This window comes from Bradyrhizobium sp. 186 (assembly GCF_023101685.1).
Classification (GTDB): Bacteria; Pseudomonadota; Alphaproteobacteria; order Rhizobiales; family Xanthobacteraceae; genus Bradyrhizobium.
Map to the genome: position 1 here is coordinate 8,042,327 of NZ_CP082164.1, position 25,675 is coordinate 8,068,001.

Consider the following 25,675-nt stretch of genomic DNA (forward strand, 5'->3'; position numbering starts at 1 on the left):
CTGAATGTTCCCGCGTTTTGATGCAACGTGTGCAGCAATAGATATGCAACCCGTATCGCGAGCGGCGACCCATTTCAGAGCTGATGTCGAGGGGCTAAGGGCGATCGCAGTTCTATCCGTCGTCGCCTTTCACTACGGAGTTCCAGGCTTAACCGGCGGATTTGTCGGCGTAGACGTTTTCTTCGCCATATCCGGTTTCCTGATCACGCAACTTCTGCTTCGGGAGATAGCCGCAACCGGACAGCTCGATTTTCTTGGCTTCTATGGTCGCAGGGCTAAGAGACTCTTGCCCGCCGCCCTCGCCGTCACGCTGGCGACCTTGATCATCGGATACTTCGTGCTGGCGCCCTTTGAACAGAAGGAGATGGCCAAGTCGGGCGCAGCTTCTGCGCTGTATGCGGCCAATGTTTGGCTCCTCCACCAGTCCATGAACTATTTCGCCCCCGAAAGTTCGCTCAATCCCTTCCTTCACACGTGGTCACTTTCAGTCGAGGAACAATTTTACTTAGTCTGGCCCGCGTTTCTCCTCATTGTCGGTCGCTTCAGCCAAAAGGTCCTCCTGCTAGCTTTACTGATCGTAGTGTTCGGATCGTTCGCTGGCTGCATCCACCTGACTTACGGCAAGCAAGCTTGGGCGTTCTATCTCGCGCCCCCTCGAGCGTGGGAGTTTGGAGCAGGAGCTTTGATCGCAACAAGACCCTTCGAGCAGTGGGCAAAGCAGCCTGGCGCGAGTTCAATCGTTGGATGGTTGTCATTTGCGATTCTCATCCTGTCATTCTTTGCTATCGACGGCTTCATGGCGTTCCCGGGAGTAGTTGCCGTTGTTCCAGTGATAGCTACGGCACTGCTGCTGCTCACGGGGGACAATCCTGCTGGACCGTCAGCTTTGCTCAGGACGCAGCCGTTTCAGTTCTTCGGTGCCCGGTCCTACGCCATTTACCTCTGGCATTGGCCGATTGCAGTTCTCGGTACGGTGCTTGTCGGCAGCACGGCACTCGCTAATTGCCTTTTCTTTGTCATGACAGTCGTTCTCTCCTCGCTCAGCCTCGCCTGGCTCGAATACCCGATCAGAGCTAGTCACTGGCTGGCACAACGATCTGTCCGATCAATTGTCATGGGTGGCGCACTTACGCTAACCGCCACAGTTGCCGGCGTCCTCTCGTTCGCGATTGCGCAGCACGTCACGAATGCCGCGCAGGCGAAGATAGTCGCCTCGACTTCGAAATATTCACTTTCGAGCGAGAGTGGTTGCCTGGCCGGGTTCACGACAAAAAGTCCCATCCGCTGCGTGTTCGGCCCATCGAGCTATACAAAGACAATTGTGCTGTTGGGAGATTCTCACGCCGATCAATGGACGACCGCGCTTGCGACTATTGCTGAACAGAGAGGATGGCGGCTTATCACTTACCTAAAGGCCTCCTGTCCTGTCGCCGACATCCCGGTTTCCAAAGTCTACAGTTTGCGACTTCGGCGGCTTTCGCCCCAGTGCGCAAGCTGGCGCGAGCAGGCAATCGCTATGATAAAAACTCAAGATGGCCCTGACGCAATATTGTTGGCGCAGTTTTCGAGCGGAAACGTCAAGGGACCATTTACCAATCTTGGCCCTCACGCGGTGAGCATTGAGACGTGGGAGCGTGGATTATCTGGAGCCCTCAAGAAGCTCGAGCCGGCCAAGGCCAAGCTCATTGTGATCCGCGACAATCCCACTCCTTACCACCCGGTCGGAAATTGTCTCGCTCGGGCGGAATGGCGCGGTCTACCATTCAGCACGTGCAGCCGTACTCTTTCGCTCACTACAAGCAACGAAGTGTTCGAAGCAGAGCAACGTGCCGTCTCGTCCATCAACAACGCACGCATGATCGACCTAACATCGTCGATTTGCACAGACTTGATATGTCCAGCTATTCGTGACGGCGTCGTTGTCTATAGAGACGCAAACCATCTCACAGTCGATTTCACGCTAGTCCTTATGGATCGTCTCGCTGCAGAACTAAAAGCTGCCCTCTGAGGAAGATCGTATCGGTCAAGCACCGCAGCGAGCGAGACTCGGGTGTGAGCGCTCATCGCGGTGCTTACTTCCGGCTAATCTCGGTTGACAAAGCTAGCCGCGGCGCAGCTGGTCGAGACCAGGCACCTCAGGGCGCACGAACCGCATCCTCCACCGGCAGTGCAACGTTGTCGTTAGCGCCTGCCGAGCCGCTTTCCTCGTTCTCAGTTGAGTTGGACTCGCCAGCCATGACTTCCGCCCACCGCCGAACGATGGTCCGCCGATCCCATCGATCCAGCGCGCGCTTTCGTCCTTCATCGCCGTAATGCTGGCGAAGCGCGGGCGCCTCACTGAGCTGGCATATTGCAACTTTCAGAGCGGACGAATCTCCGGGCGGGATTACGATGCCTGCGCCGGTCACTTCCGCCGCCAGCCCCGCGCCCTCTTCGGCCATCGCAATGACCGGCCGAGCGGACGCGAAGATCGCGCCAAGTTTCGAGGGCAACACCAGATCGGCGGCCTCCGCCTTCTGCGGAAAGCACGCGGCGCAGCTGCAGCACAACATGTGGGTGGTCGCGGCGCGGTCGGCGGTGCTCTCGATCATCACCGGCGGCGGCAAATGGGTCGAAATCCAGATCCATGCCGACCCGCTCTACCAGCATCTGCTGCTGACCGCGGAAAAGAAGTTTTGGCGTTGCGTGCAGAGCGGGGAGCCACCGCAGCTGTTCCGCATCGAGCCGCCGCGGCCGCGTCTTGAGGCGGTGCGCATGGTGGACATGAGCGCCTCAAACTCGTGGGCGGAGTTCGCCGGGATCTATCGCCGGACGCGCGCGGCGGCGCTGGAGCATGAGCGGGCCAAGGGCGAACTGAAGGTGCTGGTGCCCGAAGATGCCAAAGAGGCAACCGGCCATGGGCTGCGGGCGAAACGCTCAAAGTCTGGTGCGGTCAGTTTCGAGCTGACGGCACTCGAGTAGCCTCGCGCGCGCGATGGCCTAGCCGGCGACCGCGCCTGTTTCCCAAGCGTCCGGGGTCCAGTCATGGCGTCGTTCTTCGACTTTGCCCCACTCGATCCCGCCTGCAATCCGCCGGAGCGCTACCAGGCAGCCTTTGAGCTGCTGGCAGAACTCTGGGGTCGCGTGCGCAGCTTCCGATCGCTTTGCCATGACGATCCATTTCTCGCCGAGCTGATTGCCCACCTGGAAGCCGAAATCGTTGCCGCCGGCGTCGTGCTGGGGGTGCAGCTTGAACGTGTCTGCCGGCGGTAGTTTTGCCTTTTGGCCACCTCACGGAGCCAGCGATGATGCAGCCCTTCAGTCAATCCATCAGCCAAATCGCCGGCGCGTTAGCCCGCGCGCAGGCTGAACTGGAAAATCCCGAGAAGTCACTCACGGCCACCATCGTCTCTCCCTTCCCCCGGGAGGAAAGCTACAGCTTCCGCTACGCGTCATTGGCGAGCGGGCTCGAGATCGTGCGCAAGTGCCTGAGCAAGCATGAGATCGCCATCATTCAGGCCACCGCCGTCGAGCCGGCGACAGCACTGATCAAGCTCACAACCACCCTGCTGCACAGCTCCGGGGAATGGATCGCCTCGGACTGGCCGATATGTCCCGTCGCCGACATGGCGGCCCCGCAGCGGATGGGCGCAGCGTTGACATATGCTCGCCGCTACGCGCTGTTCACACTGGTCGGCATTGCTGGCGAAGACGATCTCGATGCGCCAGATCTGATCACCGCGCCACCGCCCGCCGCGCCGCCAACGAACTCGAAAGCTAAATCCGCCAAGAGCATCCTCAACCGCGCACCGATGCTCGGCCACAGGCCCTCGGCAGATCTGCGCCAGCGTCTGCTGGAGCAACTGGACGGCTTGCGAGACAACGCGGACCTGTTGGGGTGGGCCAAGACCAGCCTGCCCCTCAAGAACACGTTGTTGGAGGTGGACGCCCGGCTGGTCGAAGCTGCCTACCAGACACGCGTCGAGAAAGCCTCGCCGCCATCCGCATCAGACGTTGAGCGCAACCTCGAACAGGCGGGGCTTGCCTTTCCCAAGGAGCCCCGCAAGCGCAGCAAGGTCCACCGGCTGTTTGTGCGCGGACAGCCCTGCCTGGTCTGCCAGCAGACTCCGTCCGATCCGCATCACCTGAAGTTCGCGCAACCTCGATCCCTGGGCCGCAAGGTCAGCGACGAGTTCATCGTGCCGCTGTGCCGCACCCATCACCAGGACCTGCACCGGCACGGCAACGAGCGGGCGTGGTGGTCCGATATGCAGATCGCGCCATTGCCGGTCGCGCAGGACTTGTGGGCGGCAAGCCCCGTCCACGGAATTGCCAGCGCGGCAACGATCGTCGACAGCAGCATGTCCGCACACGTCGTCGCAGAGGCGCGACGGCGATGAATGGCCCCTTCCAGACCGCACAGCAGCCCACGGTCAACGCCATGCCGGTTGAGCTGGAAGTGCTGGTGCCGCCTCCGGTGAGAGCCGCGAGCACCACCAGGCGCTGCGGCAAGCGATCTTTGCCGATCTCGCGCCGCGATCCACGATCGAAAGGCTGCTCGCGATCGATATCGCCGAGCTATCCTGGGAGATCCAGCGCTACCGATGTTTGCGCCACCAGCTGCTGGAGACCCAGCGTCAGCAGGCGATCGCAGCGGCCCTGCGCCGCATCGATCTGGTCGGCATCGCGCCCGAGTTCGAGGATGAGGCCGAGTACTATACGCTGCAAAATGCCTTGAGCTGGCGGCGCGATCCCACCGCCGCCAGCGCCTGTCAGCTCAAACGGTGCGTTTGCCACCGGCCGCGTCCCGTTTGGCGTCCGCCAGATCGCTCGCCATCATCTCCGCGACGAGCTCGGCAAAGCTCCGCTTCGGTTTCCAGCCGAGCACCGCGCGCGCCTTGCTGGCGTCGCCGACGAGGAGATCGACCTCGGTCGGGCGGAAATAGGTCGGATCGACCTTCACCACCGTCTTGCCGCTGTTCTCATCGATTCCGGTCTCCTCGACGCCCGCCCCGCGCCATGCGATGCGGCGGCCGACCTCTGCAAAGGACAGCTCGACCATCTCGCGCACCGAGCGCATCTCGCCGGTGGCGAGCACGAAGTCGTCCGGCTTGTCGGCCTGTAGGATCTTGTGCATGCCTTCGACGTAGTCCTTGGCATGGTCCCAGTCACGCTTGGCTTCGAGATTGCCGAGATAGAGCGTCTGTTCCAGCCCAACCTCGATGCGAGCCACACCACGCGTGATCTTGCGGGTGACGAAGGTCTCGCCGCGGATCGGGCTCTCGTGATTGAACAGGATGCCGTTGCTAGCGAACATGCCATAGGCCTCGCGGTAGTTCACCGTGATCCAGTAGCCGTAGAGCTTGGCGACGCCATAGGGCGAGCGCGGATAGAACGGCGTCGTCTCCTTCTGCGGGATCTCCTGCACCAGGCCATAGAGCTCGGAGGTCGAGGCCTGGTAGAACCGCGTCTCCTTCTCCATGCCGAGGATGCGGATCGCCTCCAAGAGCTGCAGCACGCCGATGGCGTCGGCATTGGCGGTGTATTCCGGGCTCTCGAAGCTGACGGCCACGTGGCTCTGGGACGCGAGATTGTAGATCTCGGTCGGCCGGATCTGCTGCACCAGGCGGATCAAATTGGTCGAATCCGTCATGTCGCCGTAATGCATCAGGAACGGCACGTTGCCGACATGCGGGTCCTGGTAGAGATGATCGACACGCGCGGTGTTGAACGAGGACGAGCGCCGCTTGATGCCGTGCACGACATAGCCGAGCGACAGCAGATATTCGGCGAGATAGGCGCCGTCCTGTCCGGTGACGCCGGTGATCAGAGCGATCCGATTTCTCATCCCAAGCCTTGCTCCTATCAAACACGTCCGGCAAATAACCCTGAGCGTTGTTTCCTTTATGAAAATTACCTAGAACTCTGTTCTTCTTGGCCATATCGGCCGCCCAGGTCAGCCCTCTACAGCGGGCGTGGTTGCCTGAGATCTAGCCGTCCGAACGATCCAAAGCGCGAGACCGCTACCCGCAGCTCGAGCCTGAAATACCGGATCATCCACGATGTTCGCAGAGTGCTTCTCCCCGGACTGTTCTGCTCCAGCGTCACGCATTTCGGGCGCCTGACCTCACCAAGCTGGCGACGCAAGCACCGAGCCATTTATTACGGTTCCGCCAAAGGCTGCTCGGCGCTTTCAAAACAGATGGGATTTGGATGATGCCTATTCTACCGGATGGCCGATAACCAGCGATTATGTGCAATAGTTCGCCCGTCTGGCAGAATGCGTCGCCACCAAGCATTCTTGATGGTCGACGTCTTGTAGTTGCGCTTCAGCAGCCACGCGATGCAATCGGCTTCCAGCTGCTCCGAGTGGGTCTCGATCAAAATGGCAACATTGATCTCGTCGAGACAGTCTCCTGCACTGTCGAGAACCTCCATCTCGGCACCATCCACATCGATCTTGATGAAGCCTCGCCCCCGCAGAGGACGAACCAGATCAGCCAAAGGGGTCATTCCTTCACCGCTGCCGATTCGGCCATTAATGATTTGGCAGGAATCCTCCGAAAATCCATTAAGCTTCAGGTGGCGTCGGAGCGCATCCACCTCCGCCGGATCCGGCTCAGCTGCGATCGCTCTGATCGAAGCGGGCTGGCGCAGGAAGTACAGCGTCATTTCTCCACTACCTGCTCCGATATCGATTAACCATTGGATGTCGGTCCCGGCAGTTTGCACGAAGGCGTAAGTCTCCCTCTCCCAAAGTCCTAGCATCATCTGGCTCTGCGAACGAAGGTTGAGATCGAGTACAATATCCTTGTACAGACCCAATCTGACGCGTCGCGGGCACCGGCCCGGGGGGACCATCGAGTTCTTAACAAGCGAAAGGAGACGGGTCGGAGCCAAATTAACCATCGAATTGCGATTTCTCGATCACCAATGCGATCTGTTCGAGACATGCCAACGAGCGACAATGTGGCTAGCCTATCAAACTGCAGCTTAGGTTTCTCTGAATTTTGCCGATTTTGGATTAATGTCCTAAAAGTTTTGAGGACCAACCGCAGTGACAACCGCCGTTCTTAACTTCTCCGCGGTCCGGCGACGGATTCGCAGCGCCTTTGCTGCCTATTTGTTCGCGCGAACCGTTCGGGTCGCCGAACAGCTCATTCTCGTCCCTTTGCTTCTGTCTAGCTGGGGGGCCCAATCGTACGGCGAATGGCTCGCACTCGCGGCCCTGGCCGGCTTTGCCGCACTGGCAAATCTCGGAGTTGGACAAGCAGCCGCCGCCGAAGTCATACTGCAATCGACGCGGAACGAGTTTAGCAAGGCATCGCGCGTCGTCGTCACATCGCTCGTCACCATTGTGGCGAGCATTGCAGCAGGCCTAGTCGTTCTAGGAGTGATCCTTGCCCTTGCCGACCTGCGAGCGCTCGCAGGGATAGGGCTCGATAATATGCCTACCCCAGTGCTTCTGGTCATCATACTTGCAGGGGCTACACTCATCACATTCCTGAGCGAGCCCCTCGCCGGTAGCCTTTCGGCGGCGCAGGGCGCCGCTTTGCCGAATGCAATTGCAGCAGTCTCCAAAGCGATCGAGCTCGTCTGCATCGGCTTCGCGCTTCGTGTTGGAGCAGGTCCTCTCGCCGTCGCCGGAATCATGCTCGCAGGAGCCACGCTTAACGTCACGCTTCACTTGGTCTGGGCGCTTCGCCGGGTGGCATGGCTTTCACTCTCGCTTGCGAACTTCGACCTTGAATTCCTCACCGGTATCTGGCGATCGGCTGCGGGTTTTTTCCTGATCTTCGTCTGTGTCAACATTCTGGGCGTCTACATGCCGCGCCTGTTGGTATCGCACAGCCTTGGCCCGGTCGCGCTGGCAACGTTCAGCGTTCTAGCCACGTATACGAAGACGGCCAGGAATCTTGCCACCATGACCTCGCAAGCCACCCAGGTCGAAATCGGTCGATTGTGGGCAAACGGCGAAGCGAAGAGTGCTCGTCAGCTGGTTCGGGGAATGCTCCGCAATGCGATTTTGCTCGCTGCGGTATTGCTGGTTGCAGAGTTGGTTCTGGCCCCCTGGATTATTCCGCGGTGGACCGGAGGACATATTCCGCTGGATTGGGAGCTCATGATCGCACTTGCGCTTGTCGCACTACTGGGGTGCTATTTCGACGGGACACTGCTTGCAGCAAGCGCTCTCAATCAGGTCGGGCTGATCTCGTTCGGCTACGCGACGGGACTTCTCCTTGGCATCGTAGGCGCCGCGATCCTGCTGCCATGGACCGGTCGCCTGGTGACAATTGGGATCTGTTTGCTTCTGCCCGAAATCGGCGGCGCGCTCTCTGGTCATCGGATACTTGGCCGGATGGCGCGGCAGCTTGGATCGAAATGAGACCGATGGGGACCGGGGTTTACGGGCGCCCGTCCGGAAGCCGCGAGCCAATCACGGCGGCGGGGTGACCACCCACGATTGTTCCGGCTGAAACGTCCCCCATCACGACAGCGCGGGCCTGCACGACGGCGCCACGACCAATCCTGACCCCTGGAGCGATGAAGCATTGTGCTGCCACCCAGGCCTCGGGTTCAATGACGATGGGACGGACGAAGATGGGAAAGTCAGGACTCCGGTGATCGTGCGAACCGGTACACACATAGGTCCCTTGCGACACGACGACGTCTTGGCCGATCTCGATTTCGCCAAGACTATAGAGATGCACGTCGTCCCCGATCCAGGAATTCGCTCCAATTGACACTTTCCAAGGATAAACTATGCGCACCGATGGCCGGATCAGTACACCTGGACCGATCTTGGCGCCGAAAAGCCGCAGAATAAGTCTTCGCCAAGCAAAGAAGACCTGCGGCGTCGGCCGGACCAGAAGCGCCTCGACGACCCACCACAATTGGACAAACAGAGCCGAGCGACCGCGGAGCCCTTTGGGATTCGCATACCTGGAAAGATCTTGAACGCGAACGCTGTCTGCATCTGGCATCGTGGCAATGCTCTTGGCTGGTAACCACCCATCGAAATCGTCCGGAATGTTCCAGAATGGGTATTTCGTTAATAGAACATACCATCTAAAGATGAGCTTTACGCCGACCCTTTGGTTGCTCGGCGGTTGGGGCCATTATCGATATATTAACTGCGTGGTCCCGACCGCACAGCCTAAAGCTGAGGGGTGTCTCTGCAGGTGGCGCTGCCCAACCTGACTTTCTTTATGAAAATTCTGACTTTATGAAAATTCTGACCTACGGCCTCAATTACGCTCCCGAGCTGACCGGAATCGGGAAATATTCCAGCGAGCTGTGCGAGTGGTTGGCAGGACGCGGCCACACGGTCGAGGTCGTGACGGCTCATCCCTATTACCCCACTTGGGTGCTTGCCGAGGGATACGATAACCGGTCCTACCAGCATGAAATAAGGAACCAGGTTAAGGTCCGCCGTTGCCCGCTCTTCTTGCCCCGGATTGTACCCACCGGCAAGCGCGGTCGGATCATGAGCCATGCCTCGTTCGCAATTTCCAGCATCCCCAAGCTAATGGCCTCGGTACGCCAACTGCGGCCGGACATCCTGCTGGCCGTAACACCCTCGTTCCTAATCGCGCCTGCAGCTCTGGCAGTTTCGCGAATGTTTGGGACTCCAAGCTGGCTCCACATTCAGGACTTCGAGCTAGATGCCGCCTTTGAACTTGGCATGCTCGAGGGCAACCATCTTCGCCGTGCGGCGATGTCCGTCGAATCTGCCATCTTGCGCCAATTTGATCGGGTGTCGACAATCTCGCCCCGCATGATGGATCGGCTGCACGCGAAGGGCGCTCCGCCCAAAAGCACTGTAAAATTCAGAAACTGGGTCGACACGGATGCAATCAGCCCAGCCGATCGAAGGACCCGATTCCGGGAGCAACTCGGCTTGTCGGATCGCCACATCGTTGCTCTCTATGCAGGAAGCATTGCAGCCAAACAGGGCATCGAGAGTCTTGCAGAGGCCGCAGCGGAGTTGCAAGCCAAGGTGCCTGAGGTCGTGTTCGTCTTTTGCGGTGGCGGAGCGTCGTTGAAACATCTTGTCAAGATCACGGCTCCCCTATGCAATGTGAGATTCCTTGACTTGCAACCAGACGAGCGAATGCGGGAATTGCTTGCGACCGCGGATATCCACTTGATTCCACAACGCGCCGAGGTCTCCGATCTCATGCTGCCCTCCAAGCTTGCTCCAATTCTGGCCTCCGGAAGACCAGCGGTCGCGATGGCGTACCCAGGCACTCAGCTTGCGACCGAAATTGAAGGCGCCGGGATTGCGGTGCCTCCGTCTGACCGGCACGCACTATCCGAAGCGATATCGAAGCTTGCTAGAGATCCCGGCTTGCGAATGCGTATGGGTGAGCAAGCACGCGCGTTGGCATGCGCGCGGTGGCGCAAAGAAACCATTCTGAACGAGTTCGAAGCAAGACTTATCGAAGTCGCTGGCCGCGGGCGCAAGGATGACTGACGCCGCCGGACCGACGGTCAATATTGCGGTCTGCGGTGATTTCAAGCAGCTTCAGCTTATCCCCGAATTGAACAAAGCAGCGCATTTGGGCCGCGTCTACTATGCCTCGCGGCGATCGAACAATGCGGCACGACTTCAAATCGATCGATCCCAGGCGCGGAATATCTTCTTAAAGGAGTATCTTCTTCAGTTTCATGCGCGATACCTGAACCACGCTTTTGCGGATACGATCTATCCTCTCTACGACTCGATATGGCTTGCGGCCGCGCATGCCGCTTGGCAACCCTGTGAGGTGCTGCATGCCGTGATCCAAGGGAAGGCATTCAGCCTCTTGCAAAGGGCCAAGCGGCAGGGCGCCGCCATCCTTGGGCATCCCATCGTATGCCATCCTGCGTTCTTTGAACGCGAAATGCGGATCGAACTTGAACGATTATCGATCGCGCCTGGCCCTTATCTCGCCGATAGCGTCAATAGTGTCGCCGAGATCGAGCTTTGCGATAGGATCTTCTGCCTCTCGGGGCTAGTTCGCGACAGTTTCGTTGCCGCAGGCTTTTCGGCGGACGCCATCGACGTAATCCAGTTGCCTACAGATCTTGATACTTTCGTTCCTGCGCGGGCTTCTGCAAAGGACTTACCCTTTCGGGTGCTTTGCGTTGCAGAACTCAATCCGATCAAGGGACACATCTATCTGCTGGAGGCCTGGAAGACGCTCAAGCTTGCGAACGCTGAGTTGATCTTCGTCGGTACCATGAGGCGGGAGATGAAGACTGTTCTCAAACGCTATGAAGGACAATTCACCTATCTTGGCCCGCTGGGACGCGGCGATCTCGTTCGTCTCTATCAGGAAAGCTCGCTCTTGGTCTTGCCGTCGGTTCAGGATGGTTTCGGCTTCGTAGTAACCGAGGCCCTTGCCTGCGGCCTTCCGGCGATCGTAACTGAACACGTGGGAGCGCGCGACGTGATCAAGCCCGGCGTGAACGGATTTGTCGTTCCGACGCGATCGGCGGAGGCAATTGCCGAGGCAATCTTGAACGTTTACTCTTCGCGATCCCTCCAGCAAAGCCTTCGGCAAGGTGCAATCGCAAGCCGCGATACCTTCCCGGACATGGCGACAACAGCGCAGCTGATAGCTGCTGCCTATCATCAAACATACACGGCAAGGAACACTGCCAGATTCGCGAAGTGAGCGTGAAGATCTAAATCCGAACAGCCGGTTCGCAATCGGCAATTGCGCGGAGCAATTGCTGATAGCCCTCGACGGCAGCAGCCTTGCGTTCGGCAAATCGCTGGCGCGCAGCCGCCTTGGCGGCTGCGAGGGCGGCTCGATCCTCGTTCCATCGCGCCAACTGCTCGCAGGCAGCCGATACGAAATCAGCTGATGGCTCGACGAGAAGTCCGCAGTTGCAGCTCACATCCTCCCCGAGACAGCCCCTGGCAAAGACCACGACGGCTGCTCCCGCAGACATCGCCTCGAAAACGGCGTTGGGTTGCGCCTCGTTACGATACCTCGTCGGAAACATGAATATGTCGAGCTCGCAAAGAAAACGGTCCTTGTCGGCTCCGTAGAGGGGGCCGAGGTAAGCCAGATGCTCGCCGATTTCGGACCGCGCAGCTTCGACCATGGCTGCGTCTGCGGCGTCCTTTATCGGCCCTGCGAGCAGGCCCATGACCGGCATACCGCGGCTCACGCAAGCCCGCACCAGGTCGAGAAACAGATGAAGTCCCTTTTCCTGCGTCAGATTGCTCAGCAGGCCGACCGTGATCCTGTCGGTAACGCGGGACGGCATTTCTGGGGTGCCAGGGACATGAACCACGTTCGACGAAATCAGCCCCTTCCATTGGCCAGAATAGTTGTCGCGAAATCGGCGCAGCATCAACTGGCAAAGGAAAATGTGGGTCGCACGCCTGCCGGCGACCGAAACGAGCATCGACATCGCTAGCTGCCGCCTGTCGATTGCCGAAAAGCTGTGGTGATGAATGAAGATGGTCTGGCCGGAAATCCGCGCAAGTGCGGTCAGGAAAAGCGTATAGACCAGGCCCAACCCACCGTCCGCTGGAATATAAAGGCAGGGATTTGGACGCAAGCTGTTGCGCAGGACACCCCCGGTTGCAACGAGAACGGACAATAGTCTTCGCAAATGGTAGACGGGTGACCGCGCAAGCGAACGCGACGACAGGTCAAAGCGATGAACAATCGCCAGTTTGGCGAGATCGGAGGCAATCGAATCGGAAATCTTTGACAAGCCGTGGAGCGGCGGTGGGAAGGCGGCCGCGATTACGATATTGCGCTTTCTGAAGCCCACGTCCGATTCGCCGTTGCGGCGTCCCTGCTTGCCTAAAGACTAGGAGATTCGTATCAAGCTCTCAAACCGTTAACCCCGCGCGAAATCTACGCGGATCGTCGACAATTAACACCCATACCCCGGGCAACGATCATGCTGAGCACAGTCGGCCGGATGCTCCTCGCGACGATCTCTGCCTGGATAGCGTTAGGCCAGACAAGTTGTGCGGGGGATCGGATTTCGCCGCCCAAAATGGTCTTCGCCCACTACATGGTTTGCTGCCCTGCGAATGGGCTCGGCGCGACTGTCGAGGACTTTGAGCGCGAAATCGCCACCGCGAGATCTTATGGACTCGATGGGTTTGCCCTGAATGTGCCGGGTTGGTCACGAGAGCCTCACTATCTGGCTATCAGTCGGCGGATATTTGCAGCCGCAGAACGGTCTGCCCCGTCGTTCAGGCTTTTTCTGTCCTTCGACGATGCCCCCGTCGATGACAGCGCGACGATGTTGCTTGAGCTTTCGGCCAGCTCCGCCTATCTCCGGGTTGAAGGCCGTCCGGTGGTAAGCACCTATTCGGGCACGCCGGAATGGGGCGGGTCTCTGAGGAAGCGGCTGTCGTCCTCGGGAGTAAAGCCATTCCTAGTGCCCAACTACCAGTATCCCACGGACAAATTCTGGTCGCGGAACTACAGCCGCCCGACGGCGCAATTCCTCGACGACCTGTTTCGCGAGCATCCTGATATCGACGGCTACTTCGTGTTCGGTCCAGATCTCGGTTACGCAAAACCACCGACAGATGGTCCGCTGGTGGCTGCGCGGAGTAAATTGGCCGACAAACTCTCGATGATCGGCATTAGCCCATATTATCGGGGCCTACGCGGCAATTTCCGCGTCTTCGAGAGCGGAGGCTTCCAGGGCATGGCGGCACAATGGACGGCCGCCATCGAATCGGGGGCGAACTGGATCGAAATCGTGACATGGAATGATTGGGGCGAATCCACCTACGTCGCACCTTATGGAGACATCAGACGTCAGGATCTTTGGAACTATCACTGGGGCTCACTCCTGAGCCACGAGGCATTTCTGAAGGCGAGCCGTTATTATATCGACTGGTTCAAGTCATCGCGGCGCCCGAGCATCGACCATCCATCAATCTACTATTTCTATCGCCCCCATCCCAAGTCGGCCTACGGAATCGCCTCTCCCGAGACCGGCGAACAAGGACGCCCGAAAGGATGGGAAAACCTCGTGGACTGCATTTGCGTGTCCACCTTTTTGCCGAGGCCTCTGACGGTCGATGTGACTGTGGGAGGCCATCGACAATCAACAACCATGCCGGCGGGCGTCCAGCACTATAGCTTCGAGATGTTCGAAGGTCCCGTGATCATCAAGGTCATGGATCAGGGTCGGCCGATCGCGGAAAAGCAACTGGAATTCCCAATCACAAAACTTGGACAAATGGGCAACTTTAATTACTTCGCAGGCGAGATTGCACTACCCTGAGGCTAGTTGCGGCTTTGGGCGACCTCCTCGTGCGATTCATGACAATCAGATGATCGAAATCGGTCTTGCAGTTCACATAGCTTTTTTTGTCGCCCTGGTCGCGGGATTAAACGCGAGAGGTTTCCTGAACATCTATTCAGGACTCTTCTTGTACCTGGCTTTTCATTTCATGGTCTTCGTGCAACGGCCCTTGATCGTCTACCTGTTCGATCTGCGGTCCGAATTTGAGTTCATGAGGTACATGCCCTCAGACGAGGTCTTTCTGCAAACTCTCTTCGTAACCGACCTGGGCTTGTTGAGTTTTGTCCTGGCCTACCTTGCAGCGCTGGGTTTCAAGCCGGTAGAACCGACATTCAATTACATCCGCCCCACCCAATCGGAAGCGCGCTCCTTCCTGATCGCCTTCCTCCTGCTCGTCCCGCTGATCCTCTATTCGTTTCTCCTCGCCCTCACGATGCGCCAGACCTACGGCGTGGGGGTGCTTTTGGAACTTGGCCAGATCAACATGACAGTTGACCCCGCGACAGGTCAAAAGCTGTTTGCCGATACCACCGCCTATGTCGTCAATGCACGCAATTTCGCCTTTCCGTTCGCGGCACTACTGATCCATATGACGCGTGCGCGGTGGTGGTCCTATCTTGCGATGTCCTTTTGCGCGCTGATCGCACTACAGCTCGGCGAAAGGTGGGAGATTGTCATCTCGGGGCTGATCGCCAGCATGATGACTCTCTACATCCACAAACGGCGCGCATTTACCTGGGTCCACTACTCTGGGATGGTGGTCGTTCTTGCGCTGTTCGTCATGATCGGTCAGAATCGAGACAGTATGGTCAAATTTCTGACCACTGGCGAGATCGAATTCGACTTCGACCTTGCAAAGTCCTCGTTCGGCGCCCATCCAGATTTCGCCAATTTTGATTTCCTCACCTATGTGATCGCCAAGGTACCCGCCGTTAGCGGAACCTACTCCTACTTCACTCAGTATCTCGGCATGTTCACCCAGCCCATTCCGCGGATACTGTGGCCGGACAAGCCAGTGGGATCGCCTGTATCGTGGGTCAATCTCGACGCCTATGGTCACTTCGCCTCTCGCACCACCTCACTCGTTGGAGATGGTTGGATCAGCTTGGGTTACCTGGGCGTGGTAACTACGTTGAGCTTGTGCGGATGGTTCTTTGGAAAGATGTTTCGGCGCTTCTGCCAGCCGCAGATTTCGATCTATTTTTACTGTGCGTATTTTTGGATAGTCGGACTTTTGCTGCAGTGGGCCCGTGACGGCGGCTACAAGATCCTCGATTTCCTCTTGTTCTGTATCGGCCCGCTGGTGCTCGCCTATTTCATCGAGCGGACGTTTTGGGGGCGAGTGCCTGTTGTCAACAAAGGCGGCGCTTGAAACGGGCGAGAGGAGAGGGCCATCGCACGCTAGGTTTTTGAGCGTCCTCCAGATCAGATATCGCGCCTTCGGGTGCGCTCAACCGGCTCGCCGGTGTCGACCTGAAAACCACGACGACTGATTAGATCTCGACAGGTCTGTCACCAGGCGGCTGCTGCGAGCGAGATGGCTCGACTGGAAGATTCCCATTTCTGCGCGCCGTTCCATGCAAGGACAATGTGGCGCTCGGACGCGAAGGCGAACCCGGAGCGACAAAACTTATAACCTGCTTGGTGTCGTGACAGGTGCAACATTCCGACATGCTGCGGCAATAGCTGGAGGTAACGCCAAGGGTGGCGGTCACGAGCTGCACTTGCTGGCGCCAGCGCAGCCCAAGGCGTTCCTGGATGCAGTGATCACAATAGGCCCGCCCGGCACAGCGGACGAGGAATTCATTGATCCGTTCTGGCACAGTTCTGCCACTCATCAGGACGCCCCCAATAACTTCAAGCCGGCGTTGCTCGACTCAGCAAGGCTCACGCCAAATCCTCATTAACTTAATGGCAGCAACATGGTTGTGACACGCATGATGCACACGCGCTGTCATCTCGATAAATTGACCCGATTGCCGCGAAGACCCCAGATGTTTCGGAAAAGCATTTCGTGTTCGAAAAATTCAGCCACACGACGAGGATGCACGGCTCCAAAAGTCTCTTGCGAGAAACGGCCCCCGAACGCCTTCCAATAATCCCCTCGTCCGTCCGATAAGTCTCTACGACTTTTCGCGAAGTTCAACTGGTTAAATCAGGAGTTCGTCAGCCGGCACGGGGCGCCACCACGCCTACCCCCGCGCCGCCTACGAGTCGCAGCCTGACACGTCGGCTCGACCAACGCAGTGATGTAGATCACAGTTGGTTCGAGGCGTTTGTAGAGCAACGCAGCAATCTGGAATGCGCGGCAGGCCGCGAACTGCCAATTGGCAGTGCCAGTGGGCAAAGTCGTCTGAAATACCTCTTTCGCTCCCCAAAATTGGGTTCGTTCTGTCAAAACTGAAGTTTTGAAGTTTATCGCCTATTTCTTGCGGAGCGCCGAGGCGCTGCGCTTGGCATAGCGCTCGAGAGCGTCCAACTGGCGTACGAGGTCATCGACGCCTTTGCGATTCCCCTCCCACAGTTGCGTTTCGATCTCGAAGGTGAGCTTGCCCCGCTCCGCCTCAATTCGCGCGATCCGCTCGGATAGCGCTTCCAGGTCGAGGCCAGTGTCGGACATCGTACCCTCACCTTGATTCCCAAGGGCTGCTGCCAAGCCGTGGCGGAGCGCGTTCATCTTGGAGCGCGCCTTGCCCGACGTCGTCCGCGGCCCGGTGCTCCGGGCAGCGTTTTTCCTATTGGCGGCGATCTGCTTCTCGGTGGCCATTAGTTCGCCTCGCGCTTATCGGCCACTTCCGAGCGCGCGCGAACGACCGCGTTGAGCGTGGCCTTGCGCAGGTCTTCGGCGCGTTTGGCATCGCGGCGATCGACCTCCTTTAAAAACGCCATCAGTTGCTTCTGGGAGGCATTGATCTGGCGATCGATCGGGGCCAGCGAGGGCAGCGCGAGTTGGAATGCCTCGATATCGACCGCGTCCGCTGCATAGCCAACGCGAGCGAAACTCGCCTCGATCTTTGCCTTACCGTCCTTGTTTGCGAAGTATTCCTTCCTGCGGTCGTTGACCCCGAAATCCGTGACGGAATTGGGCTCGACTGTACCGTTCGCCAGGCGGATCAAGGCCACGACCGCCTCAGGGCGCATGTGCCCGATGATGGCGCTGCGAATGCGCTCCAATCCCATAATGCGAAACGTCAGAATTGTCGCCTGCAGCAGCATGATGAACTCCGCTGCCGAACGGTGACCGCCCTGAACGGCCTCCGCCAATTCGCGGAAGAGCGACCTGAATTCGGCAACACTTTCATTCGGACCAATCGGCGGCTGGTCGAGCTGGCTCTGGATGAAGCGCGGAATGGGCTGCGACCGCGGGATCGCTTGCGAAGATTGCTTTACGTTCTCGGCCATGTCTGGGGCTCCTGATTTTCCGGCACGCAACCAACGCATGCCGTCCAGGAGAGCAAAACCAGAATTGCCGGCGGCCGGGGAGCTCGTTTCTTGTGGGTGAAAAGGGGCAGCGCAATCGGCAAACTAAGCGAACTGTTCGGCAGCAATTCGCTCGATTGTTTCGAGGGTTACGCCGGGCAAACCACGCTCATCAAGGTGTGCTTGCAACGGACCAATCACCTTTTCAAGGAAGGAGAAGAATGGCCCGCTGTCCACATAGAGCACGCCACCGCCTTGCACATCGATCGGGGTCTGCCGCCGCACGATGCGGCCGCCGAAGGCCTTGAAGCTCACAGCCAGGCTTTCGGCAAGCGAGCGATTGGCGACATTGCGGGGACGACCACGCAGCCGCCGTTGATCTTCAAGTGCCCTGCGGGCAGCCTTTGCAATGTTCGAGGCTGTCGCCCTTCTGGCTGTTGCCTCGAAATGCACCCGACGACGCCCAAACAGGTCCTGCAGATGCGTACCGGGCTTTTCGGCGTCACGGCAGTAGTTGGACACGATGGCCCAGTGCACCCCTGGGGGAAGGCCCTTGGAGCGAAACAGCGCCGGCTGTTTTGCGATCCGCTCGAGCCAGGCCCGGACGATGCCGGCCGAGGTATCGTGCGAGCAATGCGCTGCAACGGTCAACGCCGTTGCGATTCTCTCAATCGCGGCTTTCTCTTCTCCCGCGAGTTGCCGCGGTCCGTCCACTCGCGGAATGTCGATGTCGTATATCTCGTAGAAGCCCGTCGGCTGCAAAATGGAGACGGCGTGGGGCGCCAGAGCCGAATAGATCGAGTCCCAGATCGACAGCCAGCTCGGCGCCGGCCGGTAGGATTCTGGACGGTAATGCTTCGGCACGAGGGACGTCCTTTAGCACTCTACTCGCTGAACACGGTTAACTTCACTCTTGCACGAAATTACACAAATTGTGCGAGCACGCGCGGATAGTCGGTCGCCACTGACCTCGCGACGACACGCATAGCGGCAACGCTCGGCAGACCCAGAGCGCAAGCCGATGCGTTGGCATGAGCGTTAGGCTCAAACTTCGTTGGCCGCCCGCATCGATCCCAAGCCGTGCCTCGTGACGGGGCAGGACACTTTGAGGAATACGCTTTCGAGGACTTGCGCGGAAGACGAATCAAATGAACATCCACAGCGAGGTTGACCTTAGCTCAACGTAGAGACGAAGCCAGAGGCCAATTCGTTAAGAAAGTTCAAATGTATTACACAAAAAAGGCTGCGCTGCGCCTGGATCAGCAACGGAGCTCGCTGCAAAGGCAGCATAAGTCGCTTCTTGTCGATCTCACCAAAAACCCGGGCCGGCCACCCTCCGTGAAGCTCGCCGAGAGCATCGAAAGCCTTCGGCTTGCTCTCAAGCAGTCAATGATCGAGAACATCGAGATTTCGAGAACGCTGATCAAGCGCATGGACGTGCTGAACATGGGCAGTATGGGCGACGCAACCCTCGCACAAAGACGTCTCAGCCATGTCTATAGCGATATAACAAAAACGCTGGGCGAGCTCGACAAGAGCGCCGCACGATAAGGCTTTAAACGACAAGGTGAGAAGGAGTGTTGACGACGTCCCTCCTGACCCGCCCAGTCAAGCTGTAGCCAAGCATTTTGCGACGGGGCGGCGATTGAGAAAAGGCACCCAGACGCTGCGACCCAATGTCCGTTAATGAGATGGTCCGGCCGTGCTCCGGCCCTGCCAGCACGACAAGCTGGCAAGGGGCGCCCAAGACAGGAGCACGCCATGTCTCAGAAACTCAGCTCAGCGATCGCCGTGATAGGCATCGATATCGGCAAGAACTCGTTCCACATCGTGGGCCACGATCAGCGCGGCGCAATCGTGCTGCGGCAGAAGTGGTCACGCGGCCAGGTAGAAGCACGGCTCGCCAACCTGCCAGCGTGCTTAATCGGTATGGAGGCCTGCGTCGGCGCGCATCATCTCAGTCGCAAGCTCCAAATGCTCGGCCACGACGCCCGACTGATGCCCGCGAAATACGTGCGCCCCTATTCGAAGGGACAGAAGAATGACTTCCGTGATGCGGAAGCCATCGCCGAGGCTGTCCAACGCCCGACCATGAAGTTCGTCGCGACCAAGACCGCCGACCAGCTCGACCTGCAGGCGCTGCACCGCGTGCGCGAGCGATTGGTCGGTCAGCGTACCGGCGTCATCAATCAGATCCGTGCGTTCCTGCTGGAGCGGGGCATCGCCGTGCGGCAAGGCCTGCGTTCGCTGCGGTCCGAGTTGCCGGGTATTCTCGCGACGCGCACCGATGTCCTCGCGCCTCGCATGTTGCGCATCATCGAGGACCTGGCAGGAGACTGGCGCCGACTGGACGCGCGCATTGAGGACCTCTCCAGCGAGATCGAAGCATTGGCTCGTCAAGACAAAGGCTGCGAGCGACTGATGACGGTCCCGGGCATCGGCCCGATCATCTCGAGCGCGATGGTAGCCGCGATCGGCACTGGAGACGTGTTCTCGAAAGGCCGCGACTTCGGCGCCTGGCTTGGACTGGTGCCGAAGCAGATATCGACAGGCGACCGCACGATCCTCGGCAAGATATCAAGGCGCGGCAATCGCTACCTGCGCGTTCTGTTCGTGCAAGCCGCGTGGGTTGTGCTGGTCAAGGTAAAGTGTTGGGAGCGCTATGGCCTCAAATCTTGGATCGAAGCCGCCAAGAAACGATTGCACCACAACGTGCTGGCGATTGCGCTCGCCAACAAGCTCGCCCGCATCGCCTGGGCGGTTCTCAACAAGGGGCGCGCCTTCGAGTGCGTCAAGACAGATGAGATGGCGTCCCGACCTGCTTGATCCTCGCGCCGTGCTCGGGGCCGTCAAGGCGCAGCCTGGCAGCGGTCGAGCAAGCCGTCAGGACAGCACGACGGCCGGCCTTGACGGCCCTTGCGCGCGGCGCGTCTGCGCGCGCAGGCCGGGACGAAGGAACGACCGCCAGGCACGAACAAAGGAACAGTGCGAAGTGAGGAGCTATCGATGACGTAACCAACATCCCTTACCCGCCGAGGTCTGCGAGAGGATGAGACGACGATGGAGAATCGGTCTTCCCGGCGCATGCGAACACGGGTGACCCGAATGGCCCCTTCGAGGCCTGTCCGCTAATTAGCTCGAATGCGCGCCGATATCCATGATGGCCCGGAGCACAACACGCTCCAATCAGAGGCCGGATACATTGATGCAAGACCGCATCTGCCAGGTTGACGAAACCTCTTGCAACGCGCGGCCGGACCATACATTTGGGTCACAGGCTGACTTCGACAACCTGCATGACCTGGTTCGCTTATCTCCTGAAAGCAAGAAATTGCAGCCCTCTGAGCAGAGGTCAGCCACGGGCCAACAGGCGACGTTCGTTAGCCGGCACGGCGACCGTCAGAGAAAGGCCACTCTGCTGCCGGTCCCCGAAGGCCATCTCGGGAGATGGCGAAGATTATTTCTACCTGCCCTGCGGTAGCCTTAAGGCCTTCGTTGGATATTGACTCGCCTCTTGCGGCACGGACGATCTGGCAGCAGCTTTCACAGGTCAAGTAGGTACCGGCGGACAATGATTTCTGTTGTTGTCGGGTCACGACAGCATGCCGGTTGACCTACGATCTCTACGTTGGAGGGTCGAACTATTTCGCTTCGCACGCCTCTGGCGCTTCTCATCATATCCCTAGGTGCGATCGCCGCGGTGTGGTGGTGGCTGGCCATACCGATCAACTTGGCGCGCGCACCGATCGATCCGAATGCCAAACTGCAATGCATATCCTACGCGCCCTTCCGCAACAACCAAACGTCAGAGTCGCCGACACCAGTGCCGCGGGACCAGATCGCGGAAGATCTCGCCCAGCTTGCCAAAATAACCGACTGTATCCGTACCTATGCGACTGATCTTGGTCTCGATCAGATCCCCGAACTTGCGTCCAAGGTGGGGCTGAAAGTCATTCAGGGAATTTGGCTCGATAGGGACCGACAGAAGAACGCGACGCAGATATCCACGGGCATACGCCTCGCCCAGCAATATCCGGAAACCATCACCGCACTCGTGGTCGGCAATGAGGTTCTGTTGCATCGGAAGATGACGCCTTCCGACCTTGCTGCCTTAATCCGCTCGGTCAAGGCACAAGTGCCGGTCCCCGTCACCTATTCCGACGTCTGGGAGTACTGGCTGCGCTATCGGGAACTCGATGACGCCGTCGATTTCGTCACCGTTCATATCCTGCCATATTGGGAAAATGTCCCGGTCCCGGCGAAATCTGCCGCTGCTCACGTCGACGCCGTCCGAAAGCAGGTGGCGTCGGCGTTTCCGGGCAAGGAAATCCTGATTGGAGAAACTGGTTGGCCGAGCGAAGGGCGGATGCGCGATTCGGCGCTACCGTCGCGCACCAATCAGGCGCGGGTGATCTCGGAGGTCCTCGATGTTGCCCGGCGCGAGAATTTCCGCGTCAACCTGTTCGAGGCGTATGATGAATTGTGGAAGCATGAGTTCGAGGGCACCGTCGGCGGATCGTGGGGCTTATTCGATTCCGCGCAGCGCACGCTGAAATATCCGCCCGGCATCCCCGTCAGCAATTATCCGCTCTGGAAACTGCAAATGAGCAGCGGAATGGCGCTGGCGATCCTGGTGTTCGGCGCTGCATGGCTGACCTCGCGCCGGAAGCCCTCGCAGCCCCGGCTCGTCTCATGGTTTGCGGTCGGAATATCGGCAACCACCGCCGGAGTCCTGTTTGGGGTGGCCGCTCAAAAGATGTTCTATGAAAGCTACGACGCGGGCAGCTGGCTTCTGTGGGGCGCACTTCTGGTGGCGGCAACTGCCTCGCCGCTGTTCGGCGCCAACGCCCTGATGTCCGGGCGCGCACCGCCCACATTTCTGGAATTGCTGGGTCCGAAGGACTACCGGACCCCATCGGGGCTGGCGATCATGCACGGATTGATCTTGATCGTAACCATCGTGATCGGCACGGAGACCGCGCTGGGCTTTATGTTTGACCCGCGCGAAAAGGATTTTCCTTTTGCGGCCCTCACTATGGCGGCGGTCCCTTTTGCGGCTATGACGCAGCTCAATCGCCCCAAGAAAGGAATCCGCCCCATGGCGGAAGCGATATTTGCCGGCGTATTCTTGGTGGCAGCCATCTATGCGGCGCTTAGCGAAGGGCCGGACAATTGGCAGTCGCTGTGGACTTGTGCTGCCTATATACTGCTTGCGGTTACGCTGTGGCGGGCGCGCGCTTGAGAAAACCTGGCCAGCCGACTTCCGTTAATGGGTCAATCGCGTCATTTTGGCCGTGGGCTAACCACCTCCGGTTTGCCCCCAGCTCCGGACATCTCGCTGCACCGCGCTAAGTGACGTGATGGGCCAACGATCGGGATAGGGGGGAGCCTTGCGGCTCCACCCCTCCCACACCACCGTACGTACGGGTCCGTATACGGCGGTTCGAGAAGTTACGCTGACGCGCTTCGATCAAGGACAGGAACCCGAGCGATTTGAAGTGGGCATTGGAGAGTCCAACAGAGAGGGCTTTGCTCCGGGCGAGGTGCCAGGGTCCACGGCCGCTACCGGCCATGTTGCGCAATTCCCCCGAGACTCCCAGCGCGATGAGTGCTGCTCGACGACGTCCTGGTGTTTTCCATTGGCGCCAAAGAGCGGCCCGCAATCGCAAGCGGACCCAACGAGTGAGGGCGATCAACACCTCGGGCGTTTCGCAGAAGCCGAAATAGCCACGCCAGCCCCGCATATACTTGGCCAGTTCCTCCATTGTCGTCTTGATGCTGACGCCCTTGGCCCTTCGCGTAGTATCTCGGATTCGCTGCTTGAACCGTTCCAGCGATTTCGGCGCGATCGTGCGCTTGATGCATGGACCAGCCGTGAAGCTGAACCCGAGGAACTTTCGTTCCTGCGGTCGTGCCACCGCACTCTTCGCCTCATTCACCTTGAGCTTGAGCTTTTGTGTGATGAAGCGCGAGATGCTCTCCATCACCCGCTGACCCGCGCGTTCGCTGCGAACGTAGATGTTGCAGTCGTCCGCATAACGGACAAAGCGGTGTCCCCGGTGCTCCAGTTCGCGGTCGAGTTCGTCGAGTACGAGGTTACTTAGCAGTGGCGAAAGCGGTCCTCCTTGCGGAGTTCCTTCCACGCTGGGGCTGACCAGTCCGTTCTCCATCACCCCGGCATTCAGGAATGCCCGGATGAGCTTCAACAGCCGCTTGTCCCCGACGCGCTTGGCGATCTGGCCCATCAGTTTGTCGTGATTGACTCGATCAAAGGAAGCGGCCACAGACTACCCATCACCGTGATATTCCAGATTCGCTGACCATCACCCGCGAGCGCCACGCCTTCGAAGGCCAGTCGCTGGCCGTGATCAGCAGCATCCGGCGGCGCGGCGTCCTCCTCGTTCTCGTGGTCTTGCCAGACGGTAGCCGCTCGCTGATTCCGGCCAACTGGACCGATTGGAACGCCGAGCAGGCAAGGCGAACGCCGGCGAACGATGCTGGTGGTGCCCACGATCTCGGCCGGCTTGGCGATTTGCTCCACCTGCGCAAGATCATTGACGCTCTCTACGACCGACCCGTCGAGTCGGTGCAGTGCAAGGAGAGCAACCATGCAACTGAACCTGGCCTTTCTCGACCGCCCCGATCTTCCACCGAACCCCTTTCCAGCAGCCCCGTCGGCGACGGCGTGGGAGCAGCTCGACGAAGCCTCGCGCGTCGCAGCGCTCGAGATCCTCGCACGTCTCATCGCCCGCATGATCTCGGCCAGGTCGACGAGGGAGGCAAGCGATGAATGAACGCGCCAAGATCACGGCCAGCCATCTGTCCCGCCAGGCCATCGTCTAACCGGGCAGTTGGCGCCGGACTTCAAGACCATCGCGGATTTCCGCAAGGAGAATGGCAAGGCCATTCGTGAGGTCTGCCGCGAGTTCGTCGCGCTGTGCCGCAAGCTTGACCTGCTTGTTGCAGCGAGCGTCGCCATCGATGGGTCGAAGTTCAAGGCCGTCAATGCGCGGGACAAGAACTTCACTGAGGCGAAGATGAAGCGACGGCTGGAGCGGATCGACGAGAGCATCGCCCGGTATCTCTCGCAGCTCGAGACCGCCGATCGGCATGGCGATGCAGTGCCAGAGGCGAAAGTTGCGAGGTTGAAGGGCAAGATCGAGAAGCTCAAGGAGGAGATCGTCCGGCTCAACGCGATCAATGCGGAGATGATGAAGAGCGAGGACAAGCAGATCTCGCTGACCGATCCTGACGCGCGCTCGATGGCGACGAGTGGCAAGGACACCGGGATCGTTGGCTATAACGTGCAGATCGCAGTTGATACGCAGCATCATCTCATCGTGGCTCACGAGGTGACCAACGTGGGCACCGATCGCCACCAACTCGCCAACATGGCTAGGCAGGCTCGCGACGAGATGGCTGTCGAGACACTAGAAGTCGTGGCAGACCGCGGCTATTACGATGGAGAGGAGATCAGGGCCTGCGAGGAAGCCGACATCACGGTGACGTTGCCGAAGCCGATGACTTCGGGCGCCAAAGCTGCTGGCCGCTTCGGCAAACAGGACTTCGTCTATGTCGCCGCCGACGATGTTTATCGCTGTCCCGCCGGCGAGCGGCTAACCTATCACTATACGAACGTAGAGGATGGAAAGACACTGCGCCGCTATTGGACGAGCACCTGCAAAACCTGCGCGCTCAAAGCTCAGTGCACGACAGCCCCCGAGCGCCGCATCTCACGCTGGGAGCACGAGGCCGTTCTGGAGAAAGTTCAGGATCGGCTCCATCACAACCCCAATGCAATGGGTGTCCGCCGTCAGACAGCGGAGCATCCGTTCGGCACGATGAAGTGTTGGATGGGAGCAACGCACTTTCTCACGAAAAAGCTACCAAAGGTGGCCACCGAGATGGCGCTCAACGTGCTCGCCTACAACATGAAGCGCGTGATGATGATCGTGGGCGTAGGTGGATTGCTGGAGGCGATGCAGGCGTGAGG

General features: G+C 59.1%; 23 protein-coding genes and 2 pseudogenes. 14 read left to right on the plus strand and 11 right to left on the minus strand.

The features are described 5' to 3' along the window. The first annotated feature begins 4 nt into the window (after nucleotides 1-4). Nucleotides 5-2,008: an acyltransferase family protein gene (locus IVB18_RS38575; protein WP_247985473.1), complete on the plus strand. Its 2,004-nt coding sequence runs from the start codon at nucleotides 5-7 to the stop codon at nucleotides 2,006-2,008. Nucleotides 2,009-2,135: 127 nt separating this feature from the next. On the opposite strand, the gene IVB18_RS38580 is transcribed toward IVB18_RS38575, so the two are convergent. Continuing rightward, complete coding sequence (locus IVB18_RS38580) at nucleotides 2,136-2,591, minus strand: hypothetical protein (protein WP_247991964.1); 456 nt, start codon at nucleotides 2,589-2,591, stop codon at nucleotides 2,136-2,138. On the opposite strand from IVB18_RS38580, the pseudogene IVB18_RS38585 reads away from it, so the two are divergent. The 3 genes and pseudogenes from IVB18_RS38585 to IVB18_RS38595 all read left to right on the plus strand — a co-directional run. Further along, nucleotides 2,524-2,961, plus strand: a pseudogene (locus IVB18_RS38585) (endonuclease); the annotation flags it as partial. The gene IVB18_RS38580 and the pseudogene IVB18_RS38585 sit on opposite strands and share 68 nt — an antisense overlap. A gap of 63 nt (nucleotides 2,962-3,024) precedes the next feature. Further along, nucleotides 3,025-3,252, plus strand: coding sequence for a hypothetical protein (locus IVB18_RS38590; protein ID WP_247985474.1), 228 nt, complete (start codon nucleotides 3,025-3,027; stop codon nucleotides 3,250-3,252). A 35-nt stretch (nucleotides 3,253-3,287) separates the two neighbouring features. Then, complete coding sequence (locus tag IVB18_RS38595; RefSeq protein WP_247991832.1) at nucleotides 3,288-4,379, plus strand: ERF family protein; 1,092 nt, start codon at nucleotides 3,288-3,290, stop codon at nucleotides 4,377-4,379. Nucleotides 4,380-4,557: 178 nt separating this feature from the next. Here IVB18_RS38595 and IVB18_RS38600 read toward each other — a convergent pair whose 3' ends face one another. From IVB18_RS38600 to IVB18_RS38610, 3 genes are all read right to left on the minus strand, one after another. Beyond that, the gene (locus IVB18_RS38600) at nucleotides 4,558-4,776 is read right to left on the minus strand and encodes a hypothetical protein (protein WP_247985475.1); all 219 of its coding nucleotides are present in this window, start codon (nucleotides 4,774-4,776) and stop codon (nucleotides 4,558-4,560) included. Then, the gene (gene gmd / locus IVB18_RS38605; RefSeq protein ID WP_247985476.1) at nucleotides 4,757-5,827 is read right to left on the minus strand and encodes a GDP-mannose 4,6-dehydratase; all 1,071 of its coding nucleotides are present in this window, start codon (nucleotides 5,825-5,827) and stop codon (nucleotides 4,757-4,759) included. The genes IVB18_RS38600 and gmd overlap by 20 nt, the downstream gene beginning before the upstream one ends. 377 nt (nucleotides 5,828-6,204) lie before the next feature. Continuing rightward, nucleotides 6,205-6,804, minus strand: coding sequence for an FkbM family methyltransferase (locus tag IVB18_RS38610; protein WP_247985477.1), 600 nt, complete (start codon nucleotides 6,802-6,804; stop codon nucleotides 6,205-6,207). Between the two features lie 232 nt (nucleotides 6,805-7,036). On the opposite strand from IVB18_RS38610, the gene IVB18_RS38615 reads away from it, so the two are divergent. Beyond that, nucleotides 7,037-8,365 carry a hypothetical protein gene (locus tag IVB18_RS38615; protein ID WP_247985478.1) on the plus strand — a complete coding sequence of 443 codons (1,329 nt, stop codon included), beginning with the start codon at nucleotides 7,037-7,039 and terminating at the stop codon, nucleotides 8,363-8,365. Between the two features lie 19 nt (nucleotides 8,366-8,384). Here IVB18_RS38615 and IVB18_RS38620 read toward each other — a convergent pair whose 3' ends face one another. Beyond that, nucleotides 8,385-8,963: a WcaF family extracellular polysaccharide biosynthesis acetyltransferase gene (locus tag IVB18_RS38620; RefSeq protein WP_247985479.1), complete on the minus strand. Its 579-nt coding sequence runs from the start codon at nucleotides 8,961-8,963 to the stop codon at nucleotides 8,385-8,387. A 242-nt stretch (nucleotides 8,964-9,205) separates the two neighbouring features. Between IVB18_RS38620 and IVB18_RS38625 the strand changes: the two genes are divergently transcribed. Next, a complete protein-coding gene (locus IVB18_RS38625) occupies nucleotides 9,206-10,456 on the plus strand; it encodes a WcaI family glycosyltransferase (protein WP_247985480.1) in 1,251 nt (416 codons plus the stop codon). Next, nucleotides 10,449-11,642 (plus strand): glycosyltransferase family 4 protein, encoded by a 1,194-nt coding sequence (locus IVB18_RS38630; protein WP_247985481.1) that lies wholly within the window; start codon nucleotides 10,449-10,451, stop codon nucleotides 11,640-11,642. The genes IVB18_RS38625 and IVB18_RS38630 overlap by 8 nt, the downstream gene beginning before the upstream one ends. Before the next feature lie 10 nt (nucleotides 11,643-11,652). Here the strand turns inward: IVB18_RS38630 and IVB18_RS38635 are convergent, their stop codons facing one another. Further along, the gene (locus IVB18_RS38635; protein ID WP_247985482.1) at nucleotides 11,653-12,759 is read right to left on the minus strand and encodes a glycosyltransferase; all 1,107 of its coding nucleotides are present in this window, start codon (nucleotides 12,757-12,759) and stop codon (nucleotides 11,653-11,655) included. Nucleotides 12,760-12,891: 132 nt separating this feature from the next. On the opposite strand from IVB18_RS38635, the gene IVB18_RS38640 reads away from it, so the two are divergent. Further along, complete coding sequence (locus tag IVB18_RS38640; protein ID WP_247985483.1) at nucleotides 12,892-14,241, plus strand: glycoside hydrolase family 71 protein; 1,350 nt, start codon at nucleotides 12,892-12,894, stop codon at nucleotides 14,239-14,241. Nucleotides 14,242-14,290: 49 nt separating this feature from the next. Then, nucleotides 14,291-15,634, plus strand: a complete 1,344-nt coding sequence (locus IVB18_RS38645; protein ID WP_247985484.1) for a hypothetical protein — start codon at nucleotides 14,291-14,293, stop codon at nucleotides 15,632-15,634. Nucleotides 15,635-16,684: 1,050 nt separating this feature from the next. On the opposite strand, the gene IVB18_RS38650 is transcribed toward IVB18_RS38645, so the two are convergent. From IVB18_RS38650 to IVB18_RS38660, 3 genes are all read right to left on the minus strand, one after another. After that, a complete protein-coding gene (locus IVB18_RS38650; protein ID WP_247985485.1) occupies nucleotides 16,685-17,029 on the minus strand; it encodes a hypothetical protein in 345 nt (114 codons plus the stop codon). Next, on the minus strand, nucleotides 17,029-17,478 hold the full coding sequence (locus tag IVB18_RS38655; RefSeq protein WP_247985486.1) for a hypothetical protein: 450 nt from the start codon (nucleotides 17,476-17,478) through the stop codon (nucleotides 17,029-17,031). The genes IVB18_RS38650 and IVB18_RS38655 overlap by 1 nt, the downstream gene beginning before the upstream one ends. Before the next feature lie 309 nt (nucleotides 17,479-17,787). Beyond that, complete coding sequence (locus IVB18_RS38660) at nucleotides 17,788-18,546, minus strand: hypothetical protein (protein WP_247985487.1); 759 nt, start codon at nucleotides 18,544-18,546, stop codon at nucleotides 17,788-17,790. Between the two features lie 474 nt (nucleotides 18,547-19,020). On the opposite strand from IVB18_RS38660, the gene IVB18_RS38665 reads away from it, so the two are divergent. From IVB18_RS38665 to IVB18_RS38675, 3 genes are all read left to right on the plus strand, one after another. Beyond that, the gene (locus IVB18_RS38665) at nucleotides 19,021-19,233 is read left to right on the plus strand and encodes a hypothetical protein (RefSeq protein WP_247985488.1); all 213 of its coding nucleotides are present in this window, start codon (nucleotides 19,021-19,023) and stop codon (nucleotides 19,231-19,233) included. A gap of 210 nt (nucleotides 19,234-19,443) precedes the next feature. After that, entirely contained in the window at nucleotides 19,444-20,508 is a 1,065-nt protein-coding gene (locus tag IVB18_RS38670) for an IS110 family transposase (RefSeq protein WP_247985489.1), read from the plus strand. An 874-nt stretch (nucleotides 20,509-21,382) separates the two neighbouring features. Then, nucleotides 21,383-22,924, plus strand: coding sequence for a glycosyl hydrolase family 17 protein (locus IVB18_RS38675; protein WP_247985490.1), 1,542 nt, complete (start codon nucleotides 21,383-21,385; stop codon nucleotides 22,922-22,924). A 106-nt stretch (nucleotides 22,925-23,030) separates the two neighbouring features. Here the strand turns inward: IVB18_RS38675 and IVB18_RS38680 are convergent, their stop codons facing one another. Both IVB18_RS38680 and IVB18_RS38685 read right to left on the minus strand, forming a co-directional pair. Further along, on the minus strand, nucleotides 23,031-23,927 hold the full coding sequence (locus IVB18_RS38680) for a reverse transcriptase domain-containing protein (RefSeq protein WP_247985491.1): 897 nt from the start codon (nucleotides 23,925-23,927) through the stop codon (nucleotides 23,031-23,033). Continuing rightward, nucleotides 23,927-24,292, minus strand: coding sequence for a hypothetical protein (locus IVB18_RS38685; RefSeq protein ID WP_247985492.1), 366 nt, complete (start codon nucleotides 24,290-24,292; stop codon nucleotides 23,927-23,929). Before IVB18_RS38685 ends, IVB18_RS38680 begins: the two co-directional genes overlap by 1 nt. On the opposite strand from IVB18_RS38685, the gene IVB18_RS38690 reads away from it, so the two are divergent. Next, nucleotides 24,291-24,476, plus strand: coding sequence for a hypothetical protein (locus IVB18_RS38690; RefSeq protein ID WP_247985493.1), 186 nt, complete (start codon nucleotides 24,291-24,293; stop codon nucleotides 24,474-24,476). The two genes, IVB18_RS38685 and IVB18_RS38690, sit on opposite strands and share 2 nt — an antisense overlap. Before the next feature lie 45 nt (nucleotides 24,477-24,521). Beyond that, nucleotides 24,522-25,673 (plus strand): annotated as a pseudogene (locus IVB18_RS38695) (IS1182 family transposase); the annotation flags it as partial. Nucleotides 25,674-25,675: the final 2 nt, after the last annotated feature.